Annotated in this window: 18 protein-coding genes; 7 read left to right on the forward strand and 11 right to left on the reverse strand. The window is 71.8% G+C overall.

The genetic code is table 11. From position 1 onward, the window contains the following. Positions 1-159: 159 nt before the first annotated feature. Entirely contained in the window at positions 160-1416 is a 1257-nt protein-coding gene (locus tag ACIHAD_RS06615) for a Scr1 family TA system antitoxin-like transcriptional regulator (RefSeq protein ID WP_397353341.1), read from the forward strand. Positions 1417-1622: 206 nt separating this feature from the next. Beyond that, positions 1623-2417, forward strand: coding sequence for an SAM-dependent methyltransferase (locus tag ACIHAD_RS06620; protein WP_397353342.1), 795 nt, complete (start codon positions 1623-1625; stop codon positions 2415-2417). A gap of 44 nt (positions 2418-2461) precedes the next feature. Here ACIHAD_RS06620 and ACIHAD_RS06625 read toward each other — a convergent pair whose 3' ends face one another. Genes ACIHAD_RS06625 through ACIHAD_RS06640 form a run of 4 tightly spaced genes read right to left on the reverse strand, consistent with a single transcriptional unit; the run spans position 2462 to position 6911 of the window. Further along, on the reverse strand, positions 2462-4081 hold the full coding sequence (locus ACIHAD_RS06625; protein ID WP_397353343.1) for an MFS transporter: 1620 nt from the start codon (positions 4079-4081) through the stop codon (positions 2462-2464). 25 nt (positions 4082-4106) lie between these two features. Beyond that, positions 4107-4526 (reverse strand): hypothetical protein, encoded by a 420-nt coding sequence (locus tag ACIHAD_RS06630; protein ID WP_397353344.1) that lies wholly within the window; start codon positions 4524-4526, stop codon positions 4107-4109. Beyond that, positions 4523-6040 carry a hypothetical protein gene (locus tag ACIHAD_RS06635; RefSeq protein WP_397353345.1) on the reverse strand — a complete coding sequence of 506 codons (1518 nt, stop codon included), beginning with the start codon at positions 6038-6040 and terminating at the stop codon, positions 4523-4525. The genes ACIHAD_RS06630 and ACIHAD_RS06635 overlap by 4 nt, the downstream gene beginning before the upstream one ends. A 52-nt stretch (positions 6041-6092) precedes the next feature. Further along, positions 6093-6911, reverse strand: a complete 819-nt coding sequence (locus tag ACIHAD_RS06640) for a DUF4253 domain-containing protein (protein ID WP_397353346.1) — start codon at positions 6909-6911, stop codon at positions 6093-6095. A 126-nt stretch (positions 6912-7037) separates the two neighbouring features. Between ACIHAD_RS06640 and ACIHAD_RS06645 the strand changes: the two genes are divergently transcribed. Then, positions 7038-7622 (forward strand): HAD family hydrolase, encoded by a 585-nt coding sequence (locus tag ACIHAD_RS06645; RefSeq protein ID WP_397353347.1) that lies wholly within the window; start codon positions 7038-7040, stop codon positions 7620-7622. A gap of 55 nt (positions 7623-7677) precedes the next feature. On the opposite strand, the gene ACIHAD_RS06650 is transcribed toward ACIHAD_RS06645, so the two are convergent. Together ACIHAD_RS06650 and ACIHAD_RS06655 are read right to left on the reverse strand one after the other, a co-directional pair. Beyond that, positions 7678-8040 carry a hypothetical protein gene (locus ACIHAD_RS06650; protein WP_397353348.1) on the reverse strand — a complete coding sequence of 121 codons (363 nt, stop codon included), beginning with the start codon at positions 8038-8040 and terminating at the stop codon, positions 7678-7680. 248 nt (positions 8041-8288) lie between these two features. Continuing rightward, on the reverse strand, positions 8289-9398 hold the full coding sequence (locus ACIHAD_RS06655) for a TIGR03118 family protein (protein WP_397353349.1): 1110 nt from the start codon (positions 9396-9398) through the stop codon (positions 8289-8291). A gap of 119 nt (positions 9399-9517) precedes the next feature. Here ACIHAD_RS06655 and ppgK point away from each other — a divergent pair, with 119 nt between their 5' ends. From ppgK to ACIHAD_RS06670, 3 genes are all read left to right on the forward strand, one after another. Continuing rightward, positions 9518-10246, forward strand: coding sequence for a polyphosphate--glucose phosphotransferase (gene ppgK, locus ACIHAD_RS06660; RefSeq protein ID WP_397353350.1), 729 nt, complete (start codon positions 9518-9520; stop codon positions 10244-10246). A 96-nt stretch (positions 10247-10342) separates the two neighbouring features. Further along, the gene (gene hrpA, locus ACIHAD_RS06665; RefSeq protein ID WP_397353351.1) at positions 10343-14215 is read left to right on the forward strand and encodes an ATP-dependent RNA helicase HrpA; all 3873 of its coding nucleotides are present in this window, start codon (positions 10343-10345) and stop codon (positions 14213-14215) included. A 34-nt stretch (positions 14216-14249) separates the two neighbouring features. After that, positions 14250-14903, forward strand: coding sequence for an HAD family hydrolase (locus ACIHAD_RS06670; RefSeq protein WP_397353352.1), 654 nt, complete (start codon positions 14250-14252; stop codon positions 14901-14903). An 18-nt stretch (positions 14904-14921) separates the two neighbouring features. On the opposite strand, the gene ACIHAD_RS06675 is transcribed toward ACIHAD_RS06670, so the two are convergent. The 4 genes from ACIHAD_RS06675 to ACIHAD_RS06690 all read right to left on the reverse strand — a co-directional run bounded on the left by ACIHAD_RS06675 (position 14922) and on the right by ACIHAD_RS06690 (position 20010). Further along, a complete protein-coding gene (locus ACIHAD_RS06675) occupies positions 14922-15248 on the reverse strand; it encodes a DUF5709 domain-containing protein (RefSeq protein WP_397353353.1) in 327 nt (108 codons plus the stop codon). A gap of 93 nt (positions 15249-15341) precedes the next feature. Next, a complete protein-coding gene (locus tag ACIHAD_RS06680) occupies positions 15342-16880 on the reverse strand; it encodes a gamma-glutamyltransferase family protein (protein WP_397353354.1) in 1539 nt (512 codons plus the stop codon). Positions 16881-16906: 26 nt separating this feature from the next. Beyond that, the gene (locus ACIHAD_RS06685) at positions 16907-18157 is read right to left on the reverse strand and encodes an MFS transporter (protein ID WP_397353355.1); all 1251 of its coding nucleotides are present in this window, start codon (positions 18155-18157) and stop codon (positions 16907-16909) included. 119 nt (positions 18158-18276) lie between these two features. Then, positions 18277-20010, reverse strand: coding sequence for an ABC transporter ATP-binding protein (locus tag ACIHAD_RS06690; protein ID WP_397353356.1), 1734 nt, complete (start codon positions 20008-20010; stop codon positions 18277-18279). A gap of 71 nt (positions 20011-20081) precedes the next feature. Between ACIHAD_RS06690 and ACIHAD_RS06695 the strand changes: the two genes are divergently transcribed. Next, a complete protein-coding gene (locus tag ACIHAD_RS06695; protein WP_397353357.1) occupies positions 20082-20501 on the forward strand; it encodes a MarR family winged helix-turn-helix transcriptional regulator in 420 nt (139 codons plus the stop codon). 125 nt (positions 20502-20626) lie between these two features. On the opposite strand, the gene ACIHAD_RS06700 is transcribed toward ACIHAD_RS06695, so the two are convergent. After that, positions 20627-21781 (reverse strand): PucR family transcriptional regulator, encoded by a 1155-nt coding sequence (locus ACIHAD_RS06700; protein ID WP_397353358.1) that lies wholly within the window; start codon positions 21779-21781, stop codon positions 20627-20629. Positions 21782-21825 lie beyond the last annotated feature (44 nt).

The raw sequence follows: 21825 nt of genomic DNA on the forward strand, positions 1-21825 counted from the left end.
CGCGCTCCGATACTGTGCTGGAAAGAGGGGCTATGTCAACTCACACTTTGCGAATAAGTTGATACCTACCCGCCGGGCAGAGCTGGCCCGCGTGGCAGGGGACAGTAGGGGTCTCGTACCTTAGGCTGGGAAAAGTTCACGGGCGGTAGGAGGTGTGCCGTGGCGAACTTCGCCGAACGGCTCGATCTCGCGCTGACCAAGCGCGGCTTCACAGGCGCCCAGGTCGCCTCCGCCCTCACCGAGGCGGGCATACCCATCACGCGTGCCTACGTCAGCCAGCTCCGCACCGGCAAGCAGACCAATCCGACCCTCCAGGTGCTCCGGGCGCTGGCCTCCTGCCTCCAGGTGAGCGTGGGCTGGCTGGTCGGCGACGAGCACTACGAGTCCGGCGCGGTCGAGGACCTGCAACTGCGGGCGGCCGCGATCGGCCTGTCGGCCTCAGGGTTGTCCGAGGGGTCGCTGGCCGTCCTGCGCGGCGTGGTCGAGCTCGCTCGCCGGGCCGAAGGGCTGCCCGGCGAGCCGGAGCCGGCCCCCGAGATCCCCGACGCCGCCACGCCGCTCAATGACTCCCAGCGCCGCGCGCTCGGCAAGCGGCTCCACGGCCTGCGCATGGGTGTGCAGCTCTCGGTCGAGCAGGTCGAGATCGCGCTCGGCAGGGGCGCCGCCGCGATCCCCGCCATCGAGGAGGGCCGCCTCGCGCCCACGCCGATCACCGTCGAGCGCCTGCTCGGCCTCTACGGCGTGACCGCCCCGCCCGTCCGCGAGTACGTGCTCTCCCTGGCCAGGGGCGAGCGCGAGGCCGCCTGGTACGACGCCCAGTCGGTGCCCGTCTGGCTGGCCACCGCGTACGCGCTGGAGCAGCGGGCCACGGTGATCCGCACGTACCAGCCGCAGTTCGTCCCGCCGATGTTGCAGACCGAGGACTACGCGCGGGCCGCGCTCACCGTGGCCGGGCCGGCCACGCTCGGGCAGTCGTCGGTGGAGGAGGCCCTGGCGCTGGTCATGGCCCGCCAGGAGGTGCTGGCCGGGGCCGGTGACACGGTGTTGTGGGCGGTGATCGACGAGGCCGCGCTGCTGCGCTCGATCGTCGGCCCGCACGCCCAGCTCCGCCAGCTCGACCTGCTGCTCGACCACGCCAAGCGGCCCAACGTCTCGCTGCACGTCGTGCCGATCGACGACCCCGCGTACGTGCCGCGCACCGGCCCGTTCACGCTGTGGCGCTTCGCCGAGGCGTTCGAGCCGGACGTCGCCTGCGCCCACGGCATCGAGTCCGACGAGCTGATCACCGACGTCGCCGCGGTCGAGACCTACCACCAGGCGTTCACGAAGTTGTCGGTGACGACCACCACCCGCGAGGAGACGTACGAGGTGCTGGAGCTCCACCGCGAACGCCTGTCGCGCTCGATCGGAAAATGATCTCTTCGTAGGCGCGCCATTCAGGTAAGGCATATTTCCGCAGAATTCATGCTTTTCCTGTTGTCTTCCTGTGCGTAACGAGGATCATATGGTCTGGGTCATCGAGTGGGGTCCGAAAGGATCAGCTTTTCCCGAGATAGTGGGCGAGGGGAAAGGGGCAACACTCAATGCGTCAGCGTGCCATCCGAAACCTGGCGAAGCTGGAGATGACCCGAGCGAGGACAACCCGTGTGCTCGACGCGGCCGCGGGCGGGAAGAACAACTTCTCGGCCGACCGCGATCTGGTGCGCCGATATGACCAGGCAGCCTCCGTGACGACCACCGCCGCGCGGGCCGTGCTGCAATTCCTTACGCGCGTGGTCCGTCATGTGGCGGCGGAAGGCGTGGACCAGTTCGTCATCGTGGGAAGTGGCGTGCCCAGCGGCCTTCCCGCGGGCCGGCGGTTGCACGACGTGGCCGCGGGCGGCCCCGGCGGCGCGCCCGCCCGGGTGGTCTACGTGGAGAACGACCCGATGGTGCTGGCCCTCGCGCGGGCCACCATCGAGCCGGTCACCGACCTGGTCCGCGTGGTCGAGGGCGACGTGCGCGAGATCGACGCGATCCTCGACGACGGGGTGGTACGGCGCTTCCTCGACTGGGACCGGCCCGTGGCCGTGCTGCTGCTGTCCACCCACAGCCTGACCGACGACGAGTACGTCCACTACGTGATCAAACGGGTCCGCCAGGCGGCGCCGGACGGCAGTTACCTGTCGCTCCTGCAGACGACGTTCGACGGCGTGCCCGGCGAGCTGCTGCCGGCGATCCGCGACCTGCTGGCGATGACGCTGCCCGGCCACGCGATCCGCGGCAGGCGGGAGGTGGCGGCGCTGCTCGACGGTCTGGTGCTGGTCGATCCGGGGCTGGTGTGGGTCCCGGAGTGGCGGCCCGACGGCCCCGGCGCCGCCTGCTCCGACCAGCCGAGCTCGTCGGGCACGTACGGCGCCGTGGCACGCGTCCCCTGAGTGCCAGGGCCCTGACGGAAGTCGTGGCGGGCGTCCCTTGAGTGTCAGGCGCGTGTGGAGGCGGCGGCGGGTGTGGCCGGTTCACCGGCCGCGCCCTTCGGCGGCTCGACCCCGAACACCAGCACCGCCACCACCGCCAGGATGAGCGGGACCGCCCCGAGCAGCGCGGTCGTGCCGATCGACGGCGCCGCGGCCCCGGCCACGAGCACGGCGGTCACGGCCACGCCGCCGGCCTTGCCCATCCCGGCCGACAGCCCCGAGCCGCGCGAGCGCACCCGGGTCGGGTAGATCTCCGAGCTGTAGGCGGCCAGCACCGCGGCGATCGTCGCCGTCCCCACGATCGGCCCGGCCAGCAGCAGGTACAGCCAGGTACGGTCGTGCGCCAGGGTCTCGCCGGAGAAGGCCAGCACCGCCAGCGCCGCACCGACCAGCGCCGACAGCGTGACGATCGTCTTCTTCGCGCTCCACAGGCCGTACATGGCGGCCGAGATGAAGATCAGCGGCAGCCCGAGCAGCGTCGAGTCGCGCAGCGCCCGGTCGGCCGTCTGCTGGTCGAGGCCCAGTTTCTGCAGGTTGGACGGGATCCAGAGCTGGAAGCCGTAGGTGACCAGGCCGATGCTCAGCCCGAGGACCACCACGGCCACCGTCAGCCCGGTGAACGGGCGGCGGAACAGCCGCGAGTAGCCGCCCGCGTGCTCGTCCTCGACGCGCTCCACGCCGGCGCCGGCCTCCTCGGCGGCCTCCTGGGGGGTGGCGGACGCGCCGTACCGGGCCAGGACGGCGCGGGCCTCGGCGTCGCGGCCGTGCGCGAGCAGGAAGCGCGGCGACTCGGGGATGAACCGGTTGAGCAGGATGAGGAACACCCCGGTCGGCAGCCCGACCAGCCACAGGACGCGCCAGGAGAACGTCGGCGCCAGCGATGCCGACAGCCAGCTCGCCGCCAGGTAGGCGACGGCCAGGTTGCCGCCGATGAGCACCATCACCCAGCCCTTGTGCCGGGGCGGGATCGTCTCGGCCAGCAGCGAGAACGTGATCGGCAACATGCCGCCCGCGCCCAGCCCCATGGCCACGCACATGGCCAGGTTCCATTCGAAGTCCGGCATGACGCCGCAGATCGCGGTGCCGATGAACAACACCCCGGCGAACAGGATCGACGGCTTGCGCCCGATCTTGTCGCCCATCCAGCCCCACAGCAGCGAGCCGAGCACGGTCCCGGTGAGCCCCGCCAGCGGCAGCAGCGCCACGGGCAGCTCGCCGGCCGGGTTGAGCGCGGACTTCAGCCCGTACTCCTTGGCCATGCCGGGCGCGACGAAGCCGAGCGTGATCGGTTTCATGGCGTCGATGATCACCGCGACCGACATGACCACGATCAGCCCGATGTGCGCCGGCCGCATGCGCGCGTCGTCCAGCGCGCGGACCCGTACCTCGGCGGCGGGCCGGGCGGTGAGCGCGCCGGGCGGGATCAGCCCGTACGCGGTGACCGCCAGCCCCGCCACGATCAGCGCCATGCCGATCGCCATCGGCAGGTCCATCGGCATGCCCGCCAGGCGGTAGTGCATGTCGGCGCCGTGCAGGTACATCGGCAGATGCAGCACGACCCCGGCCACCGTGGCCAGGAAACCGAGCCAGAAGTACAGCGGTCGAGCCAGCTCGACGCCCCCCATTGCCCCTCCGTGATCAGATCCGTGTTCAGAGCAGGCGGCCGCCGCGCAGCCGCCATTCGACGAACAACACCCGCATCGGCCCGTTCACGAACAACCACTGGCCGAGCCAGACGAAGGCGAACATCACCGCGAACGCCCACGCCCTGACCGGGCCCGCGACCCCGGGAACGAGCCCGCCGTCCAGCAGCACCCACGTCAGCAGCCCCTCGGGCACGGCCGTGACCAGCCCGAACAGCGTCGGCCAGTCCTTGTCCCAGCGGAACTGCATGAGCAGGTGGTACAGCAGCTCCCAGCCGACGCCCGCGACGGCGACGGCCAGCAGCACGAGATAGGCGTCCTTGAAGGACATCGGCAGCACCAGGGTGATCAGCGCGGTCAGCGCCGCGCCCACGGTGGCCAGCGTGAACAGCCGGGTCTGCAACCGCCCGGCCAGCGTCGGGATCAAGCCGGCCTCCTGTTCGCCGCCCACCGCAGCCACTGGGCGGTGGACCTCATCGGCCCGAGCCCCTTGCAGAACCCGCGCCTGGTCAGGTCGGCGGCGATGTCGAGCGCGGCGGTCTGCATGCCCAGGAAGCTGTCCACGGCCAGGAAGTGGTTGCCGGCCGTGGCGGCGCCGGAGGCGTACAGGACGCCGCCCTCGCTCTCGGCGCCGCGCACCTCGAAGTTCGGGCCGACGCGCAGCTGGCCGGCCTTGTTGGGCTGGGCACCGCCGTGCCGCAGCAGGTCGTCGAGCACGCGGTGCTCGGGCATGTCGGCCTCCAGGCCGGTGCAGTCGATGATGAAGTCGGACACGTACTGCATGGCGGCGGCGTTCACGCTGCGGGTGTGGGTGACCAGGCGGCCGTCGGGGGCGCGTTCGATGCGGTCGACCACGGCCTGGGTGGGGTGGTACCAGTTGCCCTGCCGGCCCCTGCGCATCTGCTCCTGCCAGCGGGCCAGCTTCGGGGTGGTGGTGCCGGCCAGCGCCTTGGAGATCGCGGCCCGCTGCTCGGGCGTGGCCTTCCTGAAACGGGCCTTGAGCTGGCCGCCGAAGGCCGACTTGGGCATGGTGAACGCCTGGTAGGCCCAGCCGTCGCCGCCCTTGCGCCGCATGAACACGCTCGGGCCGTGCGGACCGGCCACGTACGTGCGGAACAGGTGGACGATCTGGGTGTGCAGGCCGTACCGCTCGCGGTCGTCCATCAGGCGCTGGAGGACCCGCGAGGCCACGATCCCGCCGCCGCGCACGACCACCACCCCGGGACGCTTGCGCAACTGGTCGTAGACGTGCTCGTGCGGCTCGTACGCGTTGACCACCCGGTAACGCTCGCCCTGCGCCTGCCGGAACTCCTGGAGGTCGTCGAGGAACTTCAGCCCCGGATAGCCGACGGCCAGGTGCACGTACTGGGAGCGCAGCACCACCCGCTTGGTCGGCGAGGTGCCCGGCGGCGGCGTGAGCACGGTGAAGTACCCGCCGCCCAGCCGCTTCCTGACCATGCGCACCTGGCCCTTGGCCAGCATGTGCCAGTAGCCGATGCGGTCGGCCTCGCGCCGCACGGTCTGCGTGACCAGCCCGGCGCGCGGGCTGTAGAAGTCGGTGAACAGCGGCTCGGCGAGCACCTGGAGGATCGGCTTGAGCGAGCCGTCCTGCCAGGCCTCCTGCACCGCGTACGAGGGGAAGCCCCAGACGTTGTCGGGCCGCGCGCCGGCGTCGGAGCGGATCCGCTCGTGCGCGGGCAACTGGGAGACGCGGGTCAGGTACTCCCACGTCTGCCACGGCGTGTCGCTGGTCGAGAGCACGCGCATGGCGGGGATCGGCACGCCCCGGATGCGCAGCACGTCGACCATGGTGAACGAGCCCAGCCCGCCGCCCACCGACACCAGCGGCACGTCGTGGACGGGGATGCCGGCCGACTGCACCAGCCGGTCCGTCCAGGACGAGGAATGCAGTAACTCCGGAGTCAGGTCTCCCCGTGACATGCTGTGACCGAGCCCTCCTGTCGCGGTTAAAAGTAGCGTAAAAGCCGGGGATTCAGTCCCACCAGAACGACCAGGCGTGTTGCCCGATGATCTGGTCGGCGTACCCCTGGAGGTCGCCCGGCCCCTGCACGACGTTGTCGGGGCAGAACGCCCAGTGCTCGGCGGCGACGTGCAGGGCGTGCTCGGGGTCGGCGGGCGGCGCGGCCACGCTCAGGTCGAGCGTGTTGAACCCGACGCTCACCACGCGGGCACCGAACCGGTCCTCCCAGCTCCGCACCACGGCCGCCAGCGGCACCATCCACTCGTTGTGGTGCAGCGCGCCCTGCCAGCCCATGACCGCCAGCGCGTCGGCCCCCCGCCCGGCCGCGACCAGCCCGAGCGGCATGCCCTTGGGCGCCAGCTCGCGGGCCAGCCAGTCGGCCACGTCGCCGGGGTCGGCGCGGGGCACCCCCGGCGGCGCCAGCCCCGGGCAGAGCGCCCCGTACGGCTCTAATTCCGCCAGCGCGTCGCGCGGCATCTGCGACACCCACTCCTGCCACACCTCGGTCATGAACCCCTCGGCGGTGAAGTGGCCGATCAGCAGCGGGTCGTCGGGGACGATCTGCCCGATCGCCCACGGCTGGGCCGACTCGTCGAGCAGGACCGGCCACAGGCCGCTGTGCGGATGCCAGACCCGCATGAACGACCAGTCCTCGCCCGCGGCGCGCTCGTCGCTCATCCAGAACGCCGGCCGGGCCGCCGCGTCCTGCCGGGTGTAGGCCGGGTCGGGCCAGACCACGTCGCCCTCGGGCAGGCCCGGGGGCAGTCTGCGCCCCCTGCCGCCGTCGGCGAACAGCTGGCACAACTCAGGTGGCAGCTGGTGATCGTCCATGCCCTACCGTTCCGATACCGAATCCCGTCTCGGAGATGGTAGTGCCGCCGGTCGCCCCGGGGCCTTGGCGGCACGCGAAACCTTCTCGGACCAGCGGATGCGGTGCTTCACGGCACAATGATGGCTGTGATCCCCTTCGACGCGGTTCTCACCGATCTTGATGGCGTGCTCCGCCTCTTCGACGACACCGTCCAGGCCGAGATCGAGGCCCGGTACGCCCTGCCGCTGATGGCCACGGCCTTCGCTCCCGAGCTGATCGAGCCGGCCACGCTGGGCCGGATGACCGAGCGCGAATGGCTGGACGCGGTCGCGGTCGCCCTCGGCGGCGACGAGCGGGCCAGGCAGGCGGTGGCCGAGTTCGGGGCGGTGCCGTTCCGGGTGGACGAGGAGGTCAGGGCGCTGCTGGCCAAGGCGCAGCGGCACGTGCCGGTGATCATCGTGACCAACGCCATGGACACCGTGGAGGAGCACCTCGACCGGCTGGGGCTCACCTACTTCGCCGACGACCTGGTCAGCAGCGCCCGGGTGGGGGTGGCCAAGCCCGACCCGCGCATCTACGAGATCGCCGCCGAACGCGCCGGGGCCGACCCCGCGCGCTGCCTGTTCGTCGACGACCGGCTGCCGAACGTGGAGGCCGCCAGGGCGCTCGGCATGACGGGCGTCCACTACCGCACCGTCGCCGACCTGGTGGCCGTCCTCGGGCAGCTCTGAGGGCGGACGTGCGACGGCCCCGCCCGCGGGGTGGCGGGCGGGGCCGTCGACGGGGTCAGTCGGCGCAGATGGCGAACACGCTGATGCCGACGTCGTTGTAGCCGATCTGGCGGCCGAGCGCGATCCAGCCGCGGGCGTCGTCGGTGGGGAACGACCCCACCAGGATCGCGCCGTTGCCCCGGGCCTCGCCGCCGCCGCCGAGCACGTGTTTGCCACCCGGGCAGTAGACCGTGCGGCGCTGGAAGTTGGGGACGTTGGAGTTGGGCAGGGTGACGAGCTGATAGCCGGACGGCAGCGCCGCCTGGCGGGTGGCGGCCGAGACGGGGCTGGACGCCTGGAGGGCCACGACGGTGGCCGTCACGCAGGCCGCGGTGGCGAGGGCGGCGACGGAAAGGAACAGAGACTTCTTCGATGGCATGGTCTCTCCTTGTCCTGTTCCCTGACAGGCACGTTTCCGGGCAGCACACAACACGCCGGCTTGTGCGGTGCTGGGGGCGACGTGACAGCAGGGACGAGGGTGTTGACACGTTGAGTATCTGCTCCGTCGCACTCCGTGTCCATACGTCTTGCTCAGGTTTTCCGGAGATCCCGCCAGGTGGGGGGTGTTTCCGGCGCGGCTCGCGCCGGCCGCGCCGGAAACGTCGAGGGCCCCGTTCGGCAGCCGCGTCAGTAGCCGCCACCGCCGCCGTAGGGCGACTTCGACTTCGTGGGCGCGGGCGTGCTCGCGGGGGCGGCCGAGGAGGTCGGCCTGGTGCCGGTGGGGGCGATCATCCCGATCAGGCCGTGCTTGGCGCCGTCGATGCCGGCGGAGAACCACAGCGTGTTCACGCCGCCGGTGGCCGCGGTGCCGGGTTCGAGGTCCCACAGGCCGGGGAGCGTGACGGGGCGGCCGTTGGACGTGGTGATCGCGCCCAGGTGGCGGTTGCCCTTGTAGGCGTGCACGGTGCCGTCGCCGAAGTTGCCGACCAGCAGGGCGCCCGCGTACTGGCCCCAGCCGCGCGGCGCGGCGGTCATGGCCCAGGGGGCGTTGAGCCCGACCTTGGAGATGCGGCCGGTCAGGCGGCCGTCGGCGTTGAAGCGGCTCACGAAGCCCTTGCCCGCGCCGAAGACGGGCTTGCCGGTGGTGCGGTCGCGCAGCGCGTACGACACCCAGACGCTGCCGTTGACCACGGCCACGTTGTAGGCGTTGTAGCCGCGCGGGACCTGCGAGTCCTGGAACTGCCAGCCGGCCAAACGGATGCGCCGGAAGTTCTCGTCGAAGGCGTGGACGCGCCCGTGGGCGAAGTCGGCGGCCAGCAGGAAGTCGCCGTCGCCGGTCCGTACGAGCTCCAGGCCCTTGTAGTCGGCGCCGCGGGTGAAGGCGGCGATCACGGCGTTGGCCGGGTCCGCCTCGGCGTTCCAGCCGGTGATCGCGCCGCTGGGGCTGCAGAAGATGAACGTGGCGGGTCTCCCCTTCACGGTGAAGCCGTCACCCGGGTTGAACACCTGGCCGGTCGGGGAGCCGCCCGGGATCCACACCTCGGTCTTCTCCTTCCTGCCCGTGCCGGAGTAGACGGTGGCGGTGCCGGTGCCCGTGTTGGAGACCCACAGCGTCTTGCCCATGGCCAGGCCCCACGGGTTGACGACCTTGGGGTCGGTGACCGGGGCCTTGCCCTTGACGTCCGACACAAGGTTGATGACGTCGAAACGGGTCCTGGTGGTCGCGTGTGCGGGGGCGGTGAGAGTCGCTCCCGCGACGGCCGCGACAGCGCAGAGCGTGATGATGCGGAGCCGCATCCGTGCCTCCTAATTAGCGCTTGTGACGCGAGATACGCGGAGGGCCCGGAGCGGGTTCAGCCGGGCCGGAAATATCGGTAGGCGAGTTTTCCCGTCCAGGGCGGGGGAGAAGGAGAGTCATGAACGTGTTGGGCATCGACATCGGCGGTTCGGGAATCAAGGGCGCCCCGGTCGACACCGAGGCCGGAGAGCTCGTCCAGGAGCGGCTGCGCATCGCCACGCCCCAGCCGGCCAAGCCCGAGGGGGTGGCCGAGGTGGTGGGCGAGATCGTCAAGCACTTCGACTGGGACGGCCCGGTCGGCGTCACCTTCCCCGGCGTCGTCGTCAACGGGGTCGTGCACACGGCGGCCAACGTCCACCGCTCGTGGATCGGCGTCGACGCCGGCGAGCTGTTCGGCGGCGCGACGGTGCTGAACGACGCCGACGCCGCCGGCATCGCCGAGATGACCTTCGGCAGGGGCCGCGACCAGAAGGGGACCGTGCTGATCCTGACGTTCGGCACGGGCATCGGCAGCGCCCTGTTCGCCGACGGCACGCTCGTCTGCAACACCGAGCTCGGCCACCTGGAGCTGCGCGGCAAGGACGCCGAGGAGCGCGCGTCGGCGCGGGCCCGCGAGGAGCACGACCTGAGCTGGGAGAAGTGGGCCGAGCGGGTCGAGGAGTACCTCAGGCACGTGGAGATGTTGTTCTCGCCGGGCCTGATCGTGATCGGCGGCGGCGTGAGCAGGAAGGCCGACAAGTTCCTGCCGCACCTCACCCTCGACACCCCCGTGGTCCCCGCCGCCCTGCAGAACGAGGCCGGCATCATCGGCGCCGCCCGCCACGCCGCCACCCGGTCGGCCGGGTAGGGGTCACGGCGATATTGGGATGCGGGAGGCGGGCCGCGTCGGGCAGCATGGGCCGTTGGCTCCGGGGCCACGGGGCTCAAATATCCTGAAAGCAGTATGGGAACGCCTTCGTTGTCCTCTCCGCTCGCCGACCTCCAGTCCCGCCTGCCCGAGCTCATGCCGCGCGACCAGCGGCGGCTGCGGCGCAGGCTCGACGGCATGCGCCGGGTCCGCTCCCGTGACGCCCGGGACAAGATCGTCACCGAGATCCTCGCCGACGTCGAGCGCGCCGAAAAACGGCTGGCGCGCCGCCGCGAAGCCGTGCCGCAGGTCCGGTATCCGGAGAACCTGCCGGTGTCCCAGCGCAAGGACGACATCCTCGCCGCCATCCGCGACCACCAGGTCGTGATCGTCGCGGGCGAGACCGGGTCCGGCAAGACCACCCAGATCCCCAAGATCTGCCTTGAGCTCGGGCGCGGCGTGCGCGGGCTGATCGGCCACACCCAGCCGCGCCGCATCGCCGCCCGTACCGTCGCCGAGCGCGTCGCCGAGGAGCTCGGCACCGAGCTCGGCGAGGTCGTCGGCTACAAGGTGCGCTTCACCGACCAGGCGAGCGAGCGCACCCTGGTCAAGCTGATGACCGACGGCATCCTGCTGGCCGAGCTGCAGAACGACCGCATGCTCGACCAGTACGACACCCTGATCATCGACGAGGCCCACGAGCGCAGCCTCAACATCGACTTCATCCTCGGCTACCTCAAGCAGCTCCTCCCGCAGCGCCCCGACCTCAAGGTCATCATCACCAGCGCCACCATCGACCCCGAGCGCTTCTCCCGCCACTTCGGCGACGCGCCGATCATCGAGGTCTCCGGCCGCACCTACCCGGTCGAGGTCCGCTACCGCCCGCTGGAGGAGGACGACGACCAGACCGGCGGCATCGTCGACGCCTGCCGCGAGCTGGTCACCGAGGGCCCCGGCGACGTCCTGGTCTTCCTGTCCGGCGAGCGGGAGATCCGCGACGCCGCCGACGCCCTGGCCAAGGCCGACTTCCGCAACACCGAGATCCTGCCGCTCTACGCCCGGCTGAGCGCCGCCGAGCAGCACCGCGTCTTCCAGCGCCACACCGGCCGCCGGATCGTCCTGGCGACCAACGTGGCCGAGACCTCGCTGACCGTCCCCGGCATCAAATACGTGGTCGACCCGGGGTTCGCCCGCATCTCCCGCTACAGCCACCGCACCAAGGTGCAGCGCCTGCCCATCGAGCCCATCTCGCAGGCCAGCGCCAACCAGCGCAAGGGCCGCTCGGGCCGCACCTCCGACGGCATCTGCATCCGGCTCTACGAGGAGGAGGACTTCCTCGGCCGGCCGGAGTTCACCGACCCGGAGATCCTGCGCACCAACCTGGCCTCGGTCATCCTGCAGATGACCTCCATCGGGCTGGGCGACATCGAGGCGTTCCCGTTCGTCGAGCCGCCCGACCGCCGCCAGGTCAAGGACGGCGTCAGCCTGCTCCACGAGCTGGGCGCGTTCGACGCCCAGGGCAAGCTCACCGGCGTCGGCCGCAAGCTGGCGTCCCTGCCGGTCGACCCGCGCCTGGGCCGCATGGTGCTGGAGGCCGAGAAGAACGGCTGCCTGCGCGAGGTGATGGTGATCGCCTCCGCGCTGTCCATCCAGGACCCGCGCGAGCGCCCGTCCGACAAGCAGCAGCAGGCCGACGAGAAGCACCGGCGCTTCGCCGATCCCGAGTCCGACTTCCTGACCTACCTCAATTTGTGGAACTACCTGCGCGACAAGCAGAAGGAGCTGTCCTCCAGCGCGTTCCGGCGGCTGTGCAAGGCCGAGTTCCTCAACTACCTGCGGGTCCGCGAGTGGCAGGACATCTACAGCCAGGTCCGCCAGGCGCTCGGCGCCCAGCCCGGCAGCGTGCCCGCCGACCCCTACCAGGTGCACGTGTCGCTGCTGGTCGGGCTGCTGTCGCACATCGGCGTCAAGGACGTCATGGACAAGCAGCGCGCCGCCGACGGGCGCCGGCCCATGCAGGAGTACATCGGCGCGCGCAACGCCCGCTTCGCCGTATTCCCCGGCTCGGCCCTGGCCAAGAAGCAGCCGCAGTGGGTGATGTCGGCCGAGCTGGTCGAGACCTCGCGGCTGTGGGCCCGGGTCAACGCCAAGATCGAGCCCGACTGGGTCGAGCCGCTCGCCCAGCACCTGGTCAAGCGCACCTACTCCGAGCCCCACTGGGAGAAGAACCAGGGCGCGGTGATCGCCCTGGAGAAGGTCACCCTCTACGGCGTGCCGCTCGTGGTCGGCCGCAAGGTCAACTACGGCCGCATCGACCCCGACCTGTCGCGCGAGCTGTTCATCCGGCACGCCCTGGTCGAGGGCGACTGGGACACCCACCACCGCTTCCTCAAGGACAACCGCCGGCTGCTCGAAGAGGTCGAGGAGCTGGAGAACCGGGCCCGCCGCCGCGACATCATGGTCGACGACGAGGCCCTGTACGACTTCTACGACCAGCGCGTCCCCGCCGACGTCGTCTCGGCCAGGCACTTCGACTCCTGGTGGAAGAAGGCCGGGCAGGAGCAGCCCGAGCTGCTCACGTTCTCGCCGGAGATGCTGGTCAACGAGGGCGCCGACATCAGCGCCCGCGACTACCCCGACACCTGGAAGCAGCTCGGTCAGCGGATGAGGCTGACCTACCAGTTCGAGCCGGGCGCCAACGCCGACGGCGTCACCGTCCACGTGCCGTTGCAGGTGCTCAACCAGGTCAACTCCGACGGGTTCGACTGGCAGATCCCGGGCCTGCGCGAAGACCTGATCACCGCGCTGATCCGGTCGCTGCCCAAACACCTGCGCCGCAACTTCGTGCCCGCCCCCAACTACGCCAAGCAGGTGCTGGCCGGGGTCAGGCAGGGCGGCGAGCCGCTGCTGGAGGCCGTGGAGCGCGAGCTGCTGCGGCTCACCGGCGTCCGGGTGCCGCACGACGCCTGGCAGCTCGACCAGGTGCCCGACCACCTGCGCATCACCTACCGGGTGATCGACGAGCGCAAGCGCACGGTGGCCGAGGACAAAGACCTCGACGCGCTCAAGCGCCGGCTCGCGCCGCGCCTGCGCAAGACCCTGTCGGAGGCCGGCGACGACCTGGAGCGTACGGGCCTGCGCACCTGGAGCTTCGGCACCCTGCCCAAGGTGTTCGAGCAGGGCCGGATGAAGGGCTACCCGGCGCTCGTCGACGCGGGCGACTCGGTCTCCGTCAAGATCTTCGAGACGGCCGCCGAGCAGCGCCGCGCCCACTGGCCCGGCACCCGCCGGCTGCTCCTGCTCAACGTCACCAACCCGGCCAGGTCCCTGCTCGGCGGCCTGTCCAACCAGGCCAAGCTGGCCCTGTCCCGCAGCCCCCACGGCGGCGCCGTGGCGCTGTTCGACGACGTGGTCAACGCGGCCGTCGACAAGCTGATGCTCGACCTGGGCGGCCCGGCCTGGGACCCGGCCGGCTTCGACCGCCTCCACCAGCACGTCCGGGCCGAGCTGCACGACACCGCGGCCGACGTGCTGGCCAAGGTCGAGCAGATCCTGAGCGTCTGGCACGCCGTGGGCACCCGCCTCGACGGCCTGCGCGCGAGCGCCTCGACCGACGACGTGCGCGACCAGCTCGGCAAGCTCGTCTTCAAGGGCTTCGTCACCGCCACCGGCACCGGCCGCCTGCCCGACGTCCTGCGTTACCTGCGGGCCGTCGAGCGCCGTCTCACCAAGCTCCCCGAGGAGCCCTGGCGGGACGAGGAGTGGATGGACCGCGTGCACAAGATCGAGGACGACTACCAGGACCTGCTGGCGAGCCTCCACCCGGCCCGCCGGGGCGACCCCGACGTGACGGAGATCCGCTGGATGATCGAGGAGCTGCGGGTCAGCTTCTTCGCCCAGACCCTCGGCACCCCCACACCGGTGTCGGAGAAGCGCATCGCCAAGGCGATGGAGAAGCTGCGGCCCTGAGCCAGGGGCGGCGCACGGACGAACAGGGGAAGTGATGGTCAAGGCCGTGGTGCTCGACGTCGGTGAGACGCTGATCGACGAGACGCGCATCTGGTCGCGCTGGGCCGACCGGCTGGGGGTGAGCAGGTTCGTGCTCATGGGCGCGCTGGGCGGGATGGCGGCGCTCGACCGTTCCCACCGCGAGGCGTTCGAACTGGTCCGTCCGGGTCTCGACGTGGAGGCCGAGGCCGCCGCCTGGGAGCGCGACGACCCGGCCGGCCTGCGCAACCACTTCGACGCCGACGACCTCTACCCCGACGTGCGGGAGGCCCTGGCGGCGCTGCGCTCGGCCGGGTTCCAGGTGATCGTCGCGGGAAACCAGCCCCGGCGGGCCTTCGACGCCCTGGTGGCGATGGACCTGCCGGTGGACTCCGTGCACACCTCCGACGGGTGGGGGCTGTCCAAGCCCGCCCCCGAGTTCTTCGCCAAGGTGGCCTCGGTGGCCGGGCGCGAGCCGGCCGAGATCCTCTACGTCGGCGACCGGCTCGACAACGACGTGCTGCCCGCCGCCCGCGCGGGCATGCGCACCGCGCTGCTGCGCCGCGGCCCCTGGGGCTTCCTGCACGCCGAGCGTCCGCAGGCGAAGGCCGCCGACGTGATCGTCGACGACCTGCACGCCCTGCTGCCGGCCCTGCGGCGGCTCACGTGAGGATCCCGGTGACTCCCGTCAGGTGAGGTCCTCGTCGGGGTCGATGCGCAGGGCGCGCTCCTCGGCCGACAGGTCCTCCCGGTCGGCGCCCCAGTCCATGCCGATGGCCTCGTCCTCGGTGTCGGGGTGGGCGCCTTCGTCGGGCTCGGTCAGGCGGTGCTCGGGCCTCGGGGCGCGGCGCGGGCGGTCGGGCAACTCCTGGCGCAGCCGCTCGTCGAGCGTGGCCTCGTGCTGGGGGTCGTCCTCTTTGACCTCATGGTGCAGGCCGAGGTCGTCGGTCCACTCCCTGACCTCGATGTCCTGCTCGTCGGCCATGCCGAATCGGTCCGGAGGTAGTTCGCTCATACTGCGCCCTCTACCCACCGTACGGACCGGAATCCTGCTACTTGGCCCGGTTTAGGGCGTCCGGTAGCTCATCCTTGTCCATCTGGCGTCCGTCTAGCGGCCGATCGCGGCGCCGATGAGGGAACGGGGGTCGGCGGCGCCCGCCAGCATGCCGTCCGGGCGCACGTCGATGAGGTGCGCGTGGCCGAAGGAGCTTCCGTACGGCAGCGTGCGCACCGGGTGGCCGAGCACGGCCAGGCCGTCGGCCCAGGTGGTGCCCTCCTCCAGGTCGAGCACGGCGTCGTCGGGGGCGTCCCAGGTGTCGAAGCCGTTGCCGCCGCCCAGCCGCCAGCGCGGCGCGGCGAGCGCCTGGCCGGGCTCCTCGCCGTGATGCAGCAGGCGGGTGATGATCTGGGCCAGGATCTGCGGCTGCGCGTCGCCGCCCATCGTGCCCACGACCGTGCGCAGCCCGCCGCCGGGACGGGTGATCAGCGCGGGGGTCAGGGTGTGCGGCGGGCGGCGGCCGGGGCCGTACTCGGCGGGGTGGCCGGGGCGCAGCGAGAAGCCGATGCCGCGATTGTGGAGGTTGATCCCGGTACGCGGCTCGAACAGCATGCCGCCGAACCCGGACGCGTTCGACTGGATCAGCGACACGCCCATGCCGTCGCCGTCCACCGCGCACAGGTACGTCGTGTCACCGTCGGCGGACGGCGCCCGCAGGCGGCTGCGCCTGACCGGGTCGACCAGCGCCCGGCGGCGGGCGATCTCGCCGGGGTCGAGCAGGTCCTTGGCGTCCTCGTGCAGCAGGGTGAGCCGGTCGTGCCCGGCGGCCCTGGCGGCCTCGGCCAGCAGGTGCGCCCAGGCCGGATGGCGGGGCGAGCCGGGCAGATCGAGCCCGTCGAGGACGGCCAGGGACATCAGCAGCAGGTAGCCCTGGGAGTTGGGCGGCATCGACCAGACCTCGTGGCCGAAGGCGCGCACCCGCAGCGGCTCGACCCAGTCGGCGCCGGGGGCGGCCAGGTCGGATTCGGTGTACTCGCCCGCGCCGAGCTCGATCAGGCCCTGCCCGAACTCGCCGAGGTAGAAGCCGTCGCGACCGCCGTCGGCCACGGCCTGGAGCGCGCGGGCCACGCCGGGGCGGGTGATCCGGTCGCCGGCCCGGCGGACGTGGGCGAAGTCGCCGCCGCCCGGCCGCTCGCCCGCCGTACGGGCGCCGGGGACCAGCAGCGGGGAGGCGGGGAAGCCGGCGCGGGCCAGCGCGATCGCGGGCCGCAGCAGGTCGGCCATGGGCAGGCGGCCGTGCCTGGCGTGCAGGGCGAGCCACCCGTCGACGCAGCCGGGCACCGGCACCGACCTGACGTCGTGCAGGTGCGGCATGCGCGTGTGCCCCTCGGCGCGCAGCCGGGCGGGATCGGCGCCGGACCCGGCCCGGCCGGAGGCGTTCAGCGCGGTGACCGTGCCGTCGTGGACGAGCGCGAACAGGTCGCCGCCGAGGCCGCACATGTGGGGCGCGACCACGGCGAGCACGGCGTTGGCCGCGATCGCCGCGTCGGCCGCCGAACCGCCGCGGTCGAGCGCGCCCACCCCGGCGGCCGAGGCCAGATGATCGACGCTGGACACCATGCCGTTCGGGGCGTATCGGGTGTTGTGCACGTGAAGAGACTAAGCCCGTCCCAGGGTCAGGCGTTCTCCAGGCGCGGCCGGAAGGCCGCCTGGCGGACGGTCCGGCCGGACAGGCGGGCCAGCGCGAGCGCCGCGAGCAGCGTCGCGGCCACGCAGGCCACGCCGCCGATGCCCAGCGACAGGCGCGGCCCGAACGCGTCGCTCAGCCACCCGAGCAGCGGGCCGCCGATCGCGCCCGCTCCCGCGCTCACCATGCCGAGCGCGGCGATGACCCGCCCGCGCATCTCGTCGGGGCTGTCGAGCTGCGCCCGCGCCGAGACCGTGGTGTCGATGATCACCGCGCCCGCCGCGATCGGCAGCATCATCGTGGCGAACGTCCCCAGAGCGGGCATCAGGCCGCTGAGCGCCTGCGCGACCCCGGTCAGGAACGCGGTGATCAGCAGCAGCCGGATCGTCAGGTGCGGCCGGGTGGCGGCCAGGAAGCCGCCCACGACGGTGCCGACGGCGAACACGGTGGACAGCAGGCCGTACCCGCCGGCGCCGGCCGCCAGCGGGCCCGCGCTCATGGCGGCCATGGTGACCTGGTAGTTGCGGCCGAGGCTGCCCAGCACGAGCGAGAGCGCCAGCACCACGAGCAGCCAGGGGGTGCGCAGCACGTACCGCAGGCCGGCGGCGACCGCGCCGGGCTGCCGCTCGGAGGCGGCGAGCCGGTGGAACTCCGCGCTCCGCATGAGCGCGACGGCCCCGATCACGACGAAGAAGGTGGCCGCGTTGAGCAGGAAGAGCCCGCCGTTCCCGGTCAGCGGCAGCAGCACGCCGGCCAGGCTCATGCCGAGGATGCGCCCGGCCGAGTTCAGGATCGAGCCGAGCGCCATGGCGTTGGGCAGGTCGGCCGGTGGCACCACCTCGGCCCCGAACCGCCCGAGCGCCGGGCCGCCGAGCGCGGAGACCACGCCGCCCGCCAGCGCCACCGCGTAGATCGGCGCGACGGAGTCGACGCCGGAGAAGGCGATCAGCGCCAGTACGGCGGCCAGCGCGGCCTGCGCGAGCTGCGCGGCGACGACGACGGGCCGGGTCGGCAGCCGGTCGGCCAGCGCGCCGCCCCACATGCCCAGCAGCAGCGTCGGCAGCGCCTGCATCACCAGGCTCAGCCCCACGCTGGTGGCCGACCCCGTCATGGTGAGGATGAGCCAGTTCACGCCCAGGACCTGCATCCAGGTGCCGGTGACGGAGACGATGTCGGCTCCGGCCCAGAGCCGGTAGTTGTGGTGGCGCAGGGCGCGGAAGGTGGAGGAGCGCGGTGGCAAGACTGGTCCTAGCCTCGGAAGGGGCAAACGGGGGAGTCAACGCGCGGCTCGATCGCGACGATTCCGATTTATCCGAAATGTGAGGCAAGACACGTTTAAAACTGGTTTGGGGTGAAATTTCAGACCAGTTCGAGGGGGCGGTCCCGATCCACCAGGGCCGCGTAGTGGCCGCCGAGGGCCATCAGCTCGTCGTGGGTGCCGCGCTCGACGACCTTCCCGCGGTCGAGCACGACGATCTGGTCCGCGTCGCGGACGGTCGACAGGCGGTGGGCGATCGTGATCGTCGTACGCCCCCGCGCGAGCGTGTCCAGGGCTTCCTGCACGGCCCGCTCGGTCTGGGTGTCGAGGGCGCTGGTGGCCTCGTCGAGGATCAGCACCGGCGGGTTGCGCAGCAGCGTGCGGGCGATGGCCAGGCGCTGCTTCTCGCCGCCGGAGAACCGGTAGCCGCGCTCGCCCACCATCGTGTCGTAGCCGTCGGGCAGCGAGGCGATGTGGTCGTGGATGCGCGCGGCCCGCGCCGCCTCCTCCAGTTCCTCGTCGGTGGCCGCCGGGCGGGCGAAGCGCAGGTTGTCCGCGATCGAGGCGTGGAACAGGTACGTCTCCTGCGAGACCACCCCGACCACCTCGCTCAGCGTCTCGAACGTCAGGTCGCGCACGTCCACGCCGTCGATGGTGACCCGGCCGCCGGTCACGTCGTACAGGCGGGGGAGCAGGTAGCTCAGGGTGGTCTTGCCCGAGCCGGTCTCGCCCACGATGGCCAGCGTCGTGCCCGCGGGGACGGTGACGTCGACGGCGTCGAGGGTGCGCTCGTCCTCGTAGGCGAAGTCGACCCGCTCGAAGCGCACCTCGCCGCGTACGCCGTCCAGGGTGCGGGTGCCGGGGTGGAGGTCCACCGACAGGTCCAGGTACTCGAAGATGCGGCCGAACAGCGCCAGCGAGCTCTGCACCTCGACGCCCAGCCGCAGCAGCGACACCGTCGGCCGGAACAGGCTCGACTGCAGCGTGGTGAAGGCCACGAGGGTGCCGACGGAGATGATGCCGGTGTAGCCGACGGCCCAGTAGATCAGCGCGGGCATCGCGGCCATGATGATCTGGATGGACGACTGCCGCCACCGTCCGGCCATGCTCGTCCGTACGCCCAGCTCGGCCAGGTCGTCGGAGGCGCGGCCGAAGCGTTCGGTCAGCTCGGCGGAGCGGCCCATGGTCCGGCCCAGCAGGACGCCGCTGATCGACAGCGACTCCTGGACCATCGAGGAGATCACGGCGAGCTTGCGCTGCCGTTGGTCGGTGATGCGCTTGCGCTCGCTCCCGACCTTCCTGCTGATCCACACGAACACCGGCAGCAGCAGGAGCGAGACCACCGTCAGCCGCCAGTCGAGGGCGAGCATGGCCACGATCGTGGCGATCACGGTGGTGAGGTTGGAGATGATCGAGGTGGCGGTCGAGGTGACCACCGACTGCATGCCGCCGATGTCGTTGGCGATGCGCGACTGCACCTCACCCGTCTTCGTACGGGTGAAGAAGGCCAGCGACATGCGTTGCAGGTGGGAGTAGACCGAGATGCGCAGGTCATGCATCACCCGCTGGCCCACCGTGGTGGAGATCAGCGTCTGCAGCACGTCGAACACGCTCGTGGTGACCGCGACCGCGATCATGCCGAGCGCCAGCAGCGTGAGCAGCAGCGCGTCGCGGGACGGGATCGCCACGTCCAGCACCTCGCGCAGCAGGAACGGCGAGGCCAGTCCGACCAGGGACGACAGCAGGATGAACGCGCCCACCAGGGCCAGCCGGCCGCGATAGGGGGTGAAGAGTCCGATGATGCGCCGCAGCGGCGCGCGTGGTTCGTCGGCCAATATGGGGCCTCCTTTCGGATGTCCACTCAAACAGAGGTTAACTCATAATTGTTCCGGCTAAAATCGTCGGCATGGGAGAGAAGGAGCTCGCGGAGCTCTTGCACCTGGTCAGCAGGCGTCTGCGGCACGGATACGTGCATCGGCTGGTGCCGCTCGGGCTCAATCCGGGGCAGGCGCGGGCGTTGCGGGCGCTCGGCGACGCCGACCGGCCGCTGCGCATGGTGCAACTGGCCGACGAGCTGCGGATCGTGCCGCGCTCGCTGACCCCCGTCGTGGACGCGCTGGAGGAGGCGGGGCTGGTGCGCAGGGAGGTCGATCCGGCCAACCGCCGCTCGACGCTCGTCGTGATCACGGACGCGGGGCGGGCCGTGGCCGAACGGGCCAGGGACGCGCGCAGGGAGGCCGGCGAGGGCCTGTTCGCGGTGTTGTCGGAGGAGCAGCGGGACCAGCTCAGGGACCTCCTGGGCCTGGTGGACGGCCAGTTCCGATGAGCCCGGCCGATCACTGTTCGTGGAGGGCTGCCCGGCCCGAGCGAGCCGATCCGGTTCGGTCCGGCGTCCAGGCCCAGGGATCGCGCTCCGCCCAGTGTCGCGGCCGTCCACCAGGGGGAAGGCAATCAGTCGCCGCGGGCGTCCCGGGGCTGGTAGCGCCCGGACAGACGGGCCAGTTTCAGGCCGAGGTGCAGGGCCAGCCGCTCGCCGCCGTCCTTGAGGTCCGTACGGGCCAGCTCCTCCACCCGTTGCAGCCGGTAGTACAGCGAGGTCCGGTGCAGCCGCAGCGCCCGGGACGTCGCCACCGCGCTGCCCGCCAGGTCCAGGTACGTCTCCAGCGTCTCCAGCAGCGGCAGGTACTGCTCGTCGGCCAGCAGCCCGTCGAGCCCGGGATGCACCTCCTGGTCCGGGAGCTGGGTGAGCATCCGGTAGACGCCGAGCCGGGCCCACTCGGCCGACCGCCCGAGCCCCGGCACCCGCGCGGTCACCTCGGCGGCATGCCTGGCCTCCGCGTACGCGCCCGCCGCCAGCGCCAGTTCGTGCCGGGTACGCCCCACCCCCACGACCACGGGCACCGGCATGGCCGCGTGCAGCTCGTCGGGCGGGACCGGCGGCCCGGAGGTGAGCAGCACCGCGTGGTCGTAGCGCACCAGGTGCAGCGGATGGTGGCCGCTCAGCCGCCGTCGCAGCGCCAGCAGCCCCTGTTCGAGCGCCAGACGCAGCCCTTCGTCGGGCTCGGCCGAGCGGGGCCGCGCCACCAGCACGGTCACCGGCTGGCCCTGCGGGAACGCGCCGGCCTCGATGAGCTGCCTGGCCGCGTCCCGCTCGCCGCGCAGCAGCCCGGTGACCGCCTCCAGCTCCCGGTGCGAGGCCAGCCCGGTCGCCAGGCTCTCGTGGAACAGCGCCAGCGCCAGCCCGGGGACGGCCGCCACGGCCTCGGCCACCTGCTCGTCGGACATGGACGGCCCGGCGTCGATGAACCACAGGAAGCCGAGCAGGCCGTCGGTGTGCCGCAACGGGACGCACACGCGCGGCAGCAGGCCCAGATGCGGCGCGCCGGCCGTGCGCAGGGGGGCCTGCGCCTCGTGCACGCCCGCCGCCCGCAGCCACTCGCGCACCTCGGACGTGGTGTGCCGGCGCAGGATGGAGTCGCGGCGGATGTCGTCCATGGCGCCGTTCTGCTCGCTGTAGGCGATCACGCGCTGCACGCGGTCCTCCAGCAGCAGAGGACGCCCGAGACGGACGGCGAGGTCGTCCACGATCCGCTGGAGATCCGCCACAGCTCCACCTAGGTCACGCTGGCTATTTCGACAAATGTCGGAAG

Origin of the sequence: Nonomuraea sp. NPDC052265, assembly GCF_044547985.1 — a bacterium.
Classification (GTDB): domain Bacteria; phylum Actinomycetota; class Actinomycetes; order Streptosporangiales; family Streptosporangiaceae; genus Nonomuraea.